The organism is Metamycoplasma faucium (genome assembly GCF_045160055.1).
Lineage (GTDB): Bacteria > Bacillota_I > Bacilli_A > Mycoplasmatales > Metamycoplasmataceae > Metamycoplasma > Metamycoplasma faucium.
The window spans coordinates 760,926-775,295 of sequence record NZ_CP088155.1 but is presented as its reverse complement, the minus strand read 5'-3'; the positions used below and the strand labels follow the sequence as shown (position 1 = coordinate 775,295).

Below are 14,370 nucleotides of genomic sequence, written 5' to 3'. Positions count from 1 at the left end.
TAAAAAACTAAAAAAATGAATAAAAATGCTAAAAAATTATTAATTGCTTCAATACCTTTAGTTGTTGGTGCAATGGGATCGATGAGTGCATTATGTACTCCTAGATTTGATCAAAAAGATAATGGCACTGTTGATATTAGTACAGGTTTTGCTGAAACAAACCCACAAGGTAAAGCATTAAAGGCTATTATTGATTTTTATAATGATTGATTAAAAAAACATCCTGAAAAACAAAAAGAAGGATATTTACCAGCAAGTTTAACACCAGCACCTAATGGATATAATACAGATGATTTAACAACTAAACTAAAAAACAAAGAAAAATATAAATTTTATAATGCTATTATTAATTATCCAGCTGCTGCTTCGTTAATTTCTAAATATAAAATGAATTTAGGTTTATCAGATGCAGATTTTGATGCGATAAAATATGCTTCTTCATTTAAAGATGTTAACAAGACTATTGCGGGAAATACTAAAAATGAAAAATGAGTAATCCCAATGTCTAAATCTTCAGAAATGGCTGCAGTTAATAAACCTGTAGTAGGAAAATTAATTCATCAATTAATGGAATGAGGAGCAAAAATTGATGATTCTAATTCAACAAAAATTAAGGAAATTCTAAAAGGATACATCAATAGTGGAACAAAAACTAAAGATGGTGAAAAAGTTGATGAAATATGAGATAAATCTAAATTAGATGATGGCGAAGTTTTAAATGCTTTAAAAGAACAATTAGAAAACTATACAATTTCTGATGATATTTTTAATTCATATACTAAATTAATTGATTTTGCAATTTGAGCAAAAAGAGCATTTCCAAAGAAAAAAGATTTAGCTATAGTTGGTTTTGACTCAATTATGAATGCAATTAATGCATTAGCTTCTTCTTTAACAAAGGGTGATTTAAGCCAAAACTTCATTAATAAAGATGATAAATTTAGTAAAACTGGCGGATATGATTTTTCAAGTTTTATAAATGATAAAAATTCAAAACAATATAAATTATTTGAAGAAGTCACTGAAATTTTAAGAAGAGCAATTCAATATAATGCAATTTGAGTTGGTGGTTCAGGAGCATATGGATCATCTAGTTTAGTTCCACATAAATTAGGTATTTCAATAGGTTCAACCGCAGGATACTCACATACTTTTGCTAAAGGTGAAGGCGGTGTTGAATATGCATATTGAAATTTAACAGGCATTGCACCGGAACAAACCATCGATTATGGTAAATTATTAGAAAAGAAAAACCCTGAATCAAATGTGTTATGACAAATAAATGATTTGAGAGGACACAAGAATAAAATTTATAGTCATACTGCAACATTGACAGGACAATATAATTTAAAAGCAAAAGATAAAGATTCAGAAGATTTACTTAAATCATTTGATGAACAAGGAGCTCTATCTTCATCAAAAGATCTCATCGAAAAAGATGGCAAGGTATATGCAAAATTAAGAGACAAAGATGGAAATGAAAAAGAAATTGAATTACCAGGTGCTAAAAAATTAGGAAGTATTTTTAAAAAACTTTCAGGTGGAAAAGAAGTTGATGATACATATACATGATATTATCTTCCAAAGGAAATTGTATCTTATGTTAAAAAATCTGCTGCTGAAGTTGCTAATAAATCTGATGTTGAACATTACCATGCTCCATATTTAGCTGGAAAAAGCAACAACGAAACAAATTCAGTATTTACACAAGGCCCTTCATTTGTACCAATTCATGCTAATGCACGTGAAGATAAAGCTACTCAACTATTTTTAAAATGATTTACACAATATGTTTTACAAAGTGATGAACAAATAAAAGTTGATAAAAAAACAGAAAAAAATGACAGTATAATTAACATATTTAATAAATTATCTGGATATATTTCTCCAACTGAAGAATATATGAAAAAATCTATTGATGATCCAGTTATTAAAAAATTAGATTATGCATCACAATTAGCATTCCAAGGATTTAAGAAGACAATTGATGAAGCTGACAAATACAAAATTGTTGATGACGTTGCTTCACCATTATCAAATGTTTTACGTAAAGCAATGGAATCATCATTTAAATCATTGGTTAACAAAAGCTCATCAAGCTTTGATGATTTAGTTAAATCAATTAAACAAACATTTATTGAATAATAAAAAACTTAAATTAATATAAAAAGGAAAAAAATCAATAAGTTTTACCAAAAATTTATTGATTTTTAATGAAATATGAAAAAACTTAAATTATTAATTCCAATAGTTTCTATTTCTTCTTTAATGAGTTCATTTTCATTGTTATCAGTTAGTTGTACTGATTATGAAAAAACAAAATTATTAGAACATCCAGATAATAAAGAAGGATTTAATGGTTTGCCATTAAAAGAATATTCAAAAGTTGGTAAATTATTAAATCAAAAAGTAACTCAAAAAGCCCAAAGCGAAAAACCCGATCCAGAAACAGGGTTGCCAATGCTAAAAGAATATACAGAAACATATTGAGATTGGTTTCATTCAATGGAAGGTGAAATTACCAAAGTTGTTGATGGTGATACTGTTTACGCTAAAATAACAAAATTGCCTAAAAAAATTGGAAATTATAGTACTACTTTTAAAGTAGGTGACATAATTAAATTAAGAATTCCTTCAATTGATACATTTGAAGAACATGTTCCAGGTCAAGAAGTTGATCCTGTGGAAAAAGCATATGCATTACGTGATCATGCATTTGCAGAGTCTTTAATTCCTGTTGGAACAAAAGTAAGAATGGTAAGTCCAAATTGATCTTCTAAAACATATGATAGATATGTTGCAGATCTATTTTTTGGAGAAAATTTTGAAAGAAATTTTTCAACAGAAATGTTAGCTGGAGGATATACTTTGCCTCGTTTACCATGGAATCATGAATATTTAGCCTCTTTTAGAGCTAATTACAATAAAAAAATAAAAGAAATGTTTACTGATTTAATTTTGCCTTATTTAGCATATGCATTTAATGATGGTATTGCTAAAAAACGTGGATTTTATAAAAAAGATTTTAAAAATCCATATCAATTTTCTGCAAATTATAAATCTCATGGAACAAGTTTAATTAGTGAAAGTGAAGGAATTTTATCATCGAAATTTTCTAAATATAGAAAAAATGAAAAAAATCAATTATTTAGATGAATTCAACACACTAATAAGTTATTGAAATCTAATAAATTAAAATGAGAAGATTAGTAAATTAGTAAATTAGTTAAAAAATAAAAATAAAATAGAAAGGTATTTATATGCCTAATAATACAACAAAAGAGAAAAATAACACAAAACAATTAACTCAGAATGAAATTCATGAGTTATCACATAAACGTTACGAACAAAATAAATCTAATGCAGCAATTGAAATTAAAGATTTAATTATTGACTTTGGTGATTCTGTTGCCGTTGATAATGTTTCATTTAGAATTGAAAAAGGAGAACTTGTAACTTTATTAGGTCCTTCCGGCTCTGGTAAAACTACTACTCTTAATGCAATATCAGGTTTATTAAGACCAACAAGCGGGAATATTTTCTTTTCAGGTCTTGATGTAACTAAATATTCTCCACAACAAAGAGAACTTGGACTGGTTTTTCAAAACTATGCTTTATATCCTCATATGACAGTTTATGAAAATATTGCATTCCCATTACTAAATGATCAACATTGAAAAGATGAAACTTTAGAAAAATCTAAATTAGCTCAACTTGAAATATTTTCATTAATATTAAAACATTTTAATGTTTCAAATGAAATAATTGAGGATTTGAAAGTTAAATGTTTTCATACAATAGATAATCCAAAAGAAACTAAAAAACATTTAATTGAAGTTAAAGCAAAATTAAATGATATTGCAGAACAACAACAAAATCAATATAATTTTGCTGAAACAAAAAAAATTGCTGAACTTACAAACTTAACAAAAAAAGTTTTAAAAGAAATTAAAAATGTTAAAGCGGATCAAAAAACAAACCAAAATAAAGAAGATCTTGCCTACAAAGTTGCATGAAACAATTTACAAAATGAAATTGCTATTGCTAAAATGAAAAATAATAATTCTTTAATTGGAGAAATTGAAGAAAAAATTGCAATTTTAACTACTGAATATAAAGCTAAAATTGCTGAAATTAAAATTTCAACTAAAACAAAAATTCAAGAATTAGAAAAAGAATACGAACAAGTATATCATGAAGCAAAAGAAAGAAATAATCAATTAATTTCTGAAGCTAAAATAGCTTTAAAAGAAGCTCTAAAATTAAAGAAATCTAGTGAATTAAATAACGACGTTAAACTTTTAGTAAAAAGATTATCTAATGATATTAAAACAACATTAGCAATCTATGAAGAAAAATTAATTGCAACATTTAACCCGATATTTGATTCAGCTAAGATTTTACCTGTGAACAATTTTAAAAAATTCAAGAAAGCAATGAACAATTTATACATTATGCTTCCAAAAGAATTGAAAGAAAAAATTGAGTTTTATCAAAAAGATGTTCTAACAATTCAAGAAGCTATGGTTCGAGATGTTTTAGAAGTTGCTAAAAGAGTTGATATTACAAAAAATTTAGGTAAAAAACCAACTCAATTATCAGGCGGGCAACAACAACGTGTTGCTATTGCTAGAGCAATTGTTAAGAAACCAAAAATATTATTACTTGATGAACCTTTATCTAACCTTGATGCAAAATTACGTATTTCAACACGTAAATGAATTAGATCAATTCAACAAGAATTAGGGATTACAACTGTATTTGTTACCCATGACCAAGAAGAAGCTATGTCAATTAGCGACAAAATTGTATGTATGTCAACTGCAAAAGTTCAACAAATTGGTTCGCCTATGGAATTATATTTAGCTCCTAAAAATGAATTTGTTGCTAAGTTCTTAGGTATGCCTGAAATGACTATTTTTGAAGCTGATGTTAAAGGTGGAAAAATTTATGTTGAAAAAGACAATATTGCTTCTTGTCCTAAATCATATTCAAAAAGCAAAATTCATGTTGGTTTTAGATCTGAATCATTAATTGAAGATGAAGAAGGTAAATTTGTTGGTGAATTAAAAGTAGTTGAATATTTAGGAAAAGAAATACAAGCACAAATATTTATTAAGAACATAAATATGTTAGCTAACGTATATTTAACTAAAAAACATAATTATAAACTTGGCGAAGAAATCAAACTATCAATAAAAGATTCGAAATCATTGCATTTATTTGATGCGGAAACCACAGAAAGAATTGAATAGTGAAAACATATTTTTGAAAAAAATATCGAATCAAAAATATTGGTGATAGTTTAAGCATTTTGAACCAAAAAACACCACTTTGAAAACCATTTTTATTGATGCTTCCATCAATATTAACTATATTTCTATTTACATTCATACCATTTATAATTGTTTTGGCAAACTCATTTATAGTTAATACTGGTTTTCATGCAGATGAAATAAGACCGGGATTTGATAACTATAAAAGAATTTTTGAACTAGACATGTATAAAGTCGGAGTTAGAAATTCAATAATTTATGCAATGACTGCATTACCAATAAGTTTAGTAATTTCAATATTAGTATCTGTTGCGATTACTCAAATAGTAAAAAAATGAGCAAGAGGATTTTGACAAACTATTTTCTTCTTACCATATGTTACTTCAGCAGTTGCAGTTTCATTATCATTTTTCTATTTGTTTAAAACTTCTGACTCAACAGGTCCAGGAATATTAAATTTAACTTTAAAATCATTAGGTCTAATTAAGGAAGATATCAGATTTTTAGATTCAGGTGATATTCATTCATGAAAACCTTTATTAGTTATTCTAATAAGAGGAGTTTGAGGTAATCTAGCATTTCAAATTTTAATATTAACAACTGCTATGTTATCTGTTGACCAACAATTATATAAAGCTGCTGCTATTGATGGAGCAAGCAAAGGAAAACAATTTTTTTCTGTAACATTACCATCAATTAGAAAAACCGTTTCATTCTTAGTTACAATGGGGTTAATTAATGGAATTAAAGTTTTCCCATTAGCATTGTTTAATAATGATCCCAATGCTGCTGCATTAAACGGTGGTTCATCATTAATGCTTATGGTTTATAAATTTGTAAACGAAGGAAATTTTGCATTAGCAGGTGCTGCATCAATTACATTATTTGTTATTGGTGTAGTAGTATCTTACTCATTAAGAAAAATAGTTGCTCTAACATTTAAAGCAAGTCTAAAGATAGGAGAAATGAATGTCCTTAACAAGATTGAAAGCACGTCATTCAAGCCAAAAGCGCTATTTAAAATCTAGACAAGAGGAAATGGCTAAACCTATAGAGGATACAAAGCCATTACCAATAATTTTAAGTTGAGCATATAAAATTCTTATTTTAGTTTTCTTTGGTTTAATTTTGATATTTCCATTTTATTTTATGATTAATGAATCATTGCTTAATCAAAATTGACAAGATACTTGATCAAGAGATTCAATTATTTGATATCCACATGATCTTAATTCAAATAAAATAGCATTATATTGATCAAACTTTAAAAAAGCATTAGAAAGTGGATATGGAAAAGCTATACTCTTTACTGCTGCAATCACTGCGCTTTCTGTAGTTTTAAGAATATTTTTCTCAGTAACTTTCGGATATGCTTTTGCAATTAAAAAATGAACTGGTAAAAATCAATGATGAGGATTTTTCCTTATGTTATTAGTTTTACCTGAAGTTGCTCTTTTAGCGGGACAATATAGTATTGTTTCCAAACTAAATTGGTTGCAAGGACCGCAAAGAGTTTTAGCCTTAGCAATGCCTTTTGCTGCATCTGTATTTTCAGGTTTTATGTATCGAAATGCATTTGAAGCGATTCCTAACTCAGTTCGTGAATCTGCAATGTTAGATGGTGCATCAGGATTTAAATTCTTTACACAAATTGCACTACCAATGGTTAAACCTACAACATGAACTGTTGCTATCTTAACAGCTTTTGCCTCATGAAATTCATATACATGACCATTAGTTGTTTTAGGTAAAAACTGAAAAGGTGCATGAACCGTTATGAATATTTGATTGCGTGATACTGGTAAAGATCCTATTGATGATAGAGTTTATGTAAGTATTCGTATGGCTGCTACAATATTAGCTATATTACCTATGATGATTGTATACTTTGTCTTAAGAAAAAGAATTATGAATGCTATTTCAAGACAAGGGAAAGCTACAAAAGGATAGAATATGGATAATTATGATATTAATGCATTAACTGAAATGCAAAAAAAACGCAAAAAAAGTAAAATTATTTCATGAATTATGATTGGAATAGTTATTGCTATAGGTATTACAATAGCGGCGGTTGCTGCTTATGGATTAATTGCTTATCCAATTAATCCATTTACCCAATAATATATAAATCAAATTTAGTATTGAATAGGCTACAATATTCAATTGTTTAAAAAAACTCAAATTAATTTTGAGTTTTTATTTATAATTTTTGACATTATGAATAATAAACAAGACACAAAACAAGTTAAATCATGTAATAATTGTTTTTTTAAACAATTTAAAACATGAAAACCAATACTAAAAGCAATATTCATTTTAGGTTGAATTTTATTGATTATTGATTTTTCAATCTTACTTCACTACATGAATATTCACGGAATTCAAAAAGCAATCCAACAATTAAAATCTTCTGGAGCAGATTCTTTAATAGGCCAAGGCGATAAAGGTAAAGAATTTTTTCCTAATGCTTTAGCATTAATGTGAAATCAAGGCACAACTTTTACAATGATTAGTAATTGATTATTAGCAATTTCAATGATTGTATTTCCATTATATGTAACCAAACAAAAAGCACAATTTTTCTTTTTCTTTGCAGTAACAAATATAACAATTACCTTTATTATATATTGAACACTAATATTTTTTGTTTCTCTAAAAAATGGAGTATGACATAATCCTTCAGCAGCAATTCCCTCATTTATTTTGCATGCTATAAATCCTTTATTTGGATTTATTATGTTAGGACTAGTGAGAAAAGATATAACCCTTAAAACATCTCAATTATGATTAACAAATATTATGGTTTTATTATATTTCTTTATGGCGATGATTATGTTTTTCATTGGTAAACAAATTATGATAAAAAATGTTCCTAAGTTTAAAGATCAATATTCAAAATATAATGTCGTTGTATATGCATTTTTAAACTTTGAAAAACCTTTGTTTTATAAAGGCGGAAAAATTGCAATAATAGTTATCTTAGATTTATTAATGTTTTTACTTGGCGCTTTTTTAGCTCCTGCATTTGCATGAATGTGAAAAGGTATATTTAAAATTAAAAGAATAACTAACGATAATTGCTCAGTTGCAACACAAAATATCAATACTAACAAACAAGAAGAAAATTTAACTCAAAATTTAAAATAATGAATAATCTAGGAAAACCCTAAACTAGGACAAATTAATTAGACTCGATTTATTTGTTTTGTATAGGCCTCTCATAATTCATGAGGGGTTTTTAAATTGAATTTCTTAATAAATCTTTCATTATTATATCAATTAATAAATTGGTCAATTTTTTCTCTTAACTCATCAAATGTTAATGTTTTAACTTTTTGTTGAAAAATAGGAAAAATTTCAGTTTTTAATATCGAAAAAAAATATTCAATTTCTCTGTTATCTAAAGAATTTCCAACTCTTGACATTGAAATAATTCCATTATGTTTTTTCATAAAATTTAGATAATCATGTGAAGAATACTGATATCCATGATCTGAATGAATTATAAAATTAGACGGAAATTTTGTTGATGAAATATGTTTCATTACAAGAAAAACATCATTGTTTTTTGATAAATTTCAACTTACAATTTTTTTGGTCTTGTGATGAATTAATACTGATAGATAAACATGATTTTCTCTCACATCTTTTGGTGAAGGAATGTATGACACATCAGTAGCATAAATATCATTATTTTTTCCATCATAATCTCGATTAGCGATGTTTAAAAATTTTACATTTGTATTCTTTACTTCACGTTTTCTTTTTGCTTGTCTTATTGAACAATGCAAGCTAAGTTTTTGCATATATCTACCTAAAGTGCGTGCATTTATTGAAATATTATTATTTTTCTTTAGAAAAATAGATAGTCTTTCTCTTCCAAATCTACCTTTATTTGTATTAAAAGCTTTAACTATTTCCATTTCATATTTAATTTTTTGTGTTTTGCTATTGCTTTTATTTTTCAATCTATAGTAAAAGGTGGATTTTTTTATACCTAATACATTCATTATTCCAGCGTTTGTTAATTTATTTGAAATTGTCTTTTTAATTTTCTTTACAACTTCGTCCAAATTTTTACTTTTATATTTATCAAGTATTATTTCATAATAAACGTTTAGTATTAATTTTTTAAGATCTTCTTTACTTAATTTACTCAATGCTTCATCTTGCAATTTTTCTCTTAATTCATCATCCTTTTTATTCTTTTTTCTTCTACCAACATTTTTGCCTTTTTTAGGAGCTTTCCCGGTCTGTGATTCTATATTCATACCTAAATTATAATTATTAAATTTGGTTTTAATCAAATGTAAAGCATTCTTTCAATAATTGATATTTTTCTTTGTTATTCGAATGTATTTAGACATAAATTCTTTTTTTGTTATGTCATAGTTAATATATAGTTCGTATAAATTAAAAACTTTTAATCATTCATTTTTCTTTAAATGTCTACCCATTAAATCCCTCTTTTCTTAAAAATGATAAAAAAACTCATAACGTTAATTATGAGTCTAATTTTTTTGTCCTAGTTTAACCCTAGATTATTTTATAATTAATTAATTATGAAATCAAAAACCAAAATTTTATTTTTATCTTTTGCAACAATAACATTACTCCCTCTTTTTTCTTTATCTTGTAAAAAAAGACAAATTGAAATATTAAATCCCTTTAGCGATCCACAAAGACGAAATTTAATTAATGAATTAGTTAATTTATATAATAAAGAAAATCCACAAAATTATAAAGCTGTTGTTAAACAATATGCGGATTTACGTAAGTTATATTTACAACTTTCATTAGATTTAGAAAATAAAGAAAAAAATATTTCAAATTTATTATTTCACTATCCTTCTGCTGCATATTTGATTTCTAAATATAAACGCTCACTTAATTTTTACAATGAAATAAAAAATTCAGACCTTTTAAACCAATTTTTAAGTTCTAATAAATGACTTTCAAAAATTAATAAGCAAAACGGACAATATATTTTACCTTTTGCATCAGGAACAGAATCATTAGTTATAAATAAACTGACACTTGGTTATGTTTTATATTCATTACAAAAGTTTCAAGAAACATATCAAAATGATAAAGATAAAAATTTAGAAAATAAAATAAAAAATAAAACAATAATCAGTAATGAAAATGCTAACAAATTAAAATCATTTATTGAATATTATAAAAGTCAAGATGCTAAAACTAAAAATGAAGTAAATAAAATTTGAAAATTACTTAATGATAATAAAAATAACATTACTTCAGTTATTAATGACAAAATTTTTTCTGACTCAAATTTTAATTATGATGATAGCATTTTTAATTATTATGAAAAAATATTTAATTTTTCTTTAACTATTTCTAAATTGATAAGAAACGACAAATTACAAAGTTTCCAAGACAAAAATATGAAACATATTTTTTATAATAAAGGAATATCAACACTAACAACATTATTAGGATTTAACAAAGCAAATGGTAATTATGATAATTATTTTCTTAAATATAAAGGCCATAATTTAAATTATTCTGAACTTTTTACAAACGGTTTTGAGTCATATAATAAGCTTAAAGAAATTTTTGAATATCAAGCAAATTTAATTAAAAACAATGTCTTACATTACAATAAAACTGAACATAATCAAAATTATGTTAATAATTATGGTATTTTTTCACAATGGTCGTCCCGTCAATTAGCTTTCTTGAAAACAACTAACAATTATAAAGATCTAGAAATTATTCAAACTCCAACAAAGCTAAATGAAAGTCAAACAAACGAGACATTTTTTGACGAAGGTGTTAATCTAATTGGAATAAAAAAATCTGAAAAAGAAGATGCGGAAACAAAGAAATTTGTTTATTGAGCATATAATAAAAAATACACATGAACTTTTAATATAAATAATAAAAAATTTAATTTAAATTTAACTCCAACTGAATATTTTGCTCTTAAATTAAATTATGCATTTCCTTCAAGAAATTTTATTCAACAATATAAAATGGTTGCTAATGATTTAGATAGTGCAACTATTAAATCTTATGTAAATATTATGAGAAAAATTTCTTTAGGCCAAGATTTAAAAATGTTCCATGAACCTGTGGATGATAAGTCAGATACATTTCGAATGACATGAAAAAACATAATGAAAAATTATTTATACAATAGAGATAGAAATAAAATGTTTAATTATGATCAAATAATTAAAAAATTAAAAGAAGTAATAATATAGTATTATTAGGTATAACATGAATAAAGCGAAAGAAACCCAAAAATTAAAAACTGAACAAATTGATTATTCAGCATATTTAAATACAAATATCGAAGAAGGCCTAAATAATGAAGAAGTAAAAAAACGCCAAGAAATATTCGGAAAAAATGAATTAGCAATTAAGAAAAAGAAAAATTCTTTTTTAATATATCTTAACCAATTTAAAGATTTACTAGTTATTATTTTATTATGTGCTACATTACTTTCATATATTATGTCAATAGTTCAAGGCTTTCAAGTAAAATGAAAATATTCCACAGAATTATTAATTAGTTTTATTGAACCATCAATTATTTTATTCGTTGTTTTAACTAATTCTTTAATTGGGGCAATTCAAGAAATAAAATCAGAACAAGCAATTGAAGGACTTAAAAAATTAAATCCTTTATATTCAAAAGTTAAGCGAAATGGCAATTTAATTAATATATTATCTTCAGAAATAACTATTGGAGATATAGTGTTTTTAGAAGCGGGCGATATAGTTCCTGCCGATGGGACATTATTAAACTCATATAACTTAAAAGTAATTGAAAGTTCATTAACAGGCGAATCAGAACCAATAGAAAAAGATTATAAATTTCCTAAAGATGATAATTTATCAATTTCTGAAAGAAAATACGCTCTTTTTAGTTCTTCAATTATTTCATTAGGAACTGCAACTTTATTAGTTGAAAAAATCGGTGAAAACACTGAACTTGGTAAGATTTCTAAATTAGTTAAACAAGAAAAAGAAGCATTAACTCCATTACAAATTAAGATTAATAAACTAGGAAAAATATTTGGATTTTCTGGCATTGCATTATTTTTATTGTCAATGTTAATTCAAATAATTTATCATGCTTTAGCAAAACAAAGTTTTGCAAACCCAATTTTCTGGTCAACCATTTTTATTAACGGGATTTCCTTAGCGGTTGCAGCAATACCTGAAGGACTTGTAGCATTTAGTTCAATAATTTTAGCGATTGGAATTCAAAAAATGGCTAAACATAATGCTATTGTAAAATCACTAATGGCAGTTGAATCATTAGGTTCATGTTCTATAATATGTTCAGATAAAACTGGAACTTTAACTCAAAACAAAATGACAATTGTTAATACGTATATACCAAATTCAAAATATTCATTTTCATCTATCACTAAAGAAAATAAATATTTAAACTTAATTGAATATGGTTCATTATGTTTAGAAGCAAATTTAATTAAAGAAAATAATGTTTATAAAGAAGTAGGCGATCCTACTGAAATAGCATTTTTATATGCTCTTGAAAATATGTCGCAAACTAAATCAAAAAAAGAATTAGAACAAAAATATCCGCGTTTGTTTTCATTGCCTTTTGATAGTGACCGCAAATTAATGAGTTCAATTAACAAAATTAATGATGAAACAATTGTTATTGTAAAGGGTGCACCTGATATTTTAATTAATAAATGTACTAATTTATCACCCAAAGAGACTAATGAATTAAAAACAAAAATTCAAGAATGATCAAATAATTCATATCGTGTATTAATGATTGCAACTAAAAAAATAGCGTTATCAAATCTAGATGAATTAAAAACATTAACAAATAATGAATTGTATAACTTAGTTGAAAATAAACTAGATTTTATTGGTCTTGTTGCAATGATTGATCCTCCAAGAGAAACTTCTAAAGAATCTATAAGGTTATGTTTAAATGCTGGAATTAAACCCATAATGATCACTGGAGATAATATTAATACTGCAATTTCAATTGCAAAAGAATTAGATATTTATCATGAAGGTGATTTAGCAATAGAGGGAAACAAATTAAAAGAATTATCAGACGAAGAATTATTTAAAAATATTGGGAAATATTCAGTATATGCTAGGGCAATACCTGAAGATAAAATAAGAATAGTTCATGCATGACAAAAGAAAAATCAAGTTGTTGCAATGACTGGGGATGGTGTAAATGATGCACCTGCCTTAAAGGCAGCAGAAATTGGTTGTGCAATGGGCATAACAGGGACAGAAGCTGCAAAGGAAGCTTCAGATATGATTTTAGCAGATGATAATTTTTCAACTGTTGTTAAAGCTATTGAGAATGGCCGTTCAATTTATCAAAAAATTAAAAATGTTATTCAAAACTTACTAATTACATCAATTGCTGAAATTGTTTTAGTATTTTTTGGTTTGTTAATATTCAAATTTATTTTTAAGCAAGAAATAAATATAAATAGTAAAGCTAATAATAATTTTGATTTATATATATTAAGTGCCACGCAACTTTTATGAATTAATTTATTCACTCATGGTTTTCCTGCAATTGCTTTAGGATTGCAAGAATCAAAAGAAAATTACATGAATGATAAACCGATACCAAAAAATGAATCAATATTTGCAAAAGGAATGGGTATTAATACACTTTGGCAAGGTATCTTAATGGGGATTTTATCACTGATTGGATATTATTTGGGCGCTAAATTAGCGATTGAGCAAGGCATGACACAGAAATTTGTTGAATACGGTTCAACTGCTGCATTTCTAATTTTAGGTATCTGTGCAACATTTAATGCACTAAATTTAATGTCAAAAAAACCACTTATTTTACAAAATCCAATATTTTATTGAAAAGTGTATTTATCAGTGTTTATTTCTTTATTTTTCTTATTTATTGTTTCGTTTATCAAAAAAATAAATTCAGCATTTAAAATTACAAATGACTTATTAACAAATTCTAAATTAATATTAATTTCATTAGGTATTCCTCTTATTTTAATTCCAATTTATTTTATTCATAAAATAATATTCATGACAATTAAACAACATCAAAAAACAAATAATAAAAGATAGATAATAATAAAAT

General features: G+C 25.7%; 10 protein-coding genes. 9 read left to right on the top strand and 1 reads right to left on the bottom strand.

Annotated elements, in window-relative coordinates:
- Window positions 1-15 precede the first annotated feature (15 nt).
- The 7 genes from LQ356_RS03540 (at window position 16) to LQ356_RS03510 (ending at window position 8,423) form a co-directional block, all read left to right on the top strand.
- On the top strand, window positions 16-2,145 hold the full coding sequence (locus tag LQ356_RS03540; protein ID WP_405311582.1) for a P68 family surface lipoprotein: 2,130 nt from the start codon (window positions 16-18) through the stop codon (window positions 2,143-2,145).
- A gap of 75 nt (window positions 2,146-2,220) precedes the next feature.
- Complete coding sequence (locus LQ356_RS03535; protein ID WP_405311581.1) at window positions 2,221-3,210, top strand: hypothetical protein; 990 nt, start codon at window positions 2,221-2,223, stop codon at window positions 3,208-3,210.
- Between the two features lie 50 nt (window positions 3,211-3,260).
- On the top strand, window positions 3,261-5,255 hold the full coding sequence (locus LQ356_RS03530; RefSeq protein ID WP_405311578.1) for an ATP-binding cassette domain-containing protein: 1,995 nt from the start codon (window positions 3,261-3,263) through the stop codon (window positions 5,253-5,255).
- Window positions 5,255-6,304, top strand: a complete 1,050-nt coding sequence (locus LQ356_RS03525; RefSeq protein WP_405311576.1) for a carbohydrate ABC transporter permease — start codon at window positions 5,255-5,257, stop codon at window positions 6,302-6,304. The genes LQ356_RS03530 and LQ356_RS03525 overlap by 1 nt, the downstream gene beginning before the upstream one ends.
- Window positions 6,246-7,226, top strand: coding sequence for a carbohydrate ABC transporter permease (locus LQ356_RS03520; RefSeq protein ID WP_405311575.1), 981 nt, complete (start codon window positions 6,246-6,248; stop codon window positions 7,224-7,226). The genes LQ356_RS03525 and LQ356_RS03520 overlap by 59 nt, the downstream gene beginning before the upstream one ends.
- A gap of 3 nt (window positions 7,227-7,229) precedes the next feature.
- Window positions 7,230-7,397 (top strand): hypothetical protein, encoded by a 168-nt coding sequence (locus tag LQ356_RS03515; RefSeq protein ID WP_405311574.1) that lies wholly within the window; start codon window positions 7,230-7,232, stop codon window positions 7,395-7,397.
- A 96-nt stretch (window positions 7,398-7,493) separates the two neighbouring features.
- The gene (locus LQ356_RS03510; RefSeq protein ID WP_405311572.1) at window positions 7,494-8,423 is read left to right on the top strand and encodes an MAGa3780 family membrane protein; all 930 of its coding nucleotides are present in this window, start codon (window positions 7,494-7,496) and stop codon (window positions 8,421-8,423) included.
- Between the two features lie 38 nt (window positions 8,424-8,461).
- On the opposite strand, the gene LQ356_RS03505 is transcribed toward LQ356_RS03510, so the two are convergent.
- A complete protein-coding gene (locus LQ356_RS03505) occupies window positions 8,462-9,733 on the bottom strand; it encodes an IS3 family transposase (protein ID WP_405311571.1) in 1,272 nt (423 codons plus the stop codon).
- Window positions 9,734-9,838: 105 nt separating this feature from the next.
- On the opposite strand from LQ356_RS03505, the gene LQ356_RS03500 reads away from it, so the two are divergent.
- Both LQ356_RS03500 and LQ356_RS03495 read left to right on the top strand, forming a co-directional pair.
- A complete protein-coding gene (locus LQ356_RS03500) occupies window positions 9,839-11,503 on the top strand; it encodes a hypothetical protein (protein WP_405311570.1) in 1,665 nt (554 codons plus the stop codon).
- 16 nt (window positions 11,504-11,519) lie between these two features.
- Window positions 11,520-14,357 carry a cation-translocating P-type ATPase gene (locus tag LQ356_RS03495; protein WP_405311568.1) on the top strand — a complete coding sequence of 946 codons (2,838 nt, stop codon included), beginning with the start codon at window positions 11,520-11,522 and terminating at the stop codon, window positions 14,355-14,357.
- Window positions 14,358-14,370 lie beyond the last annotated feature (13 nt).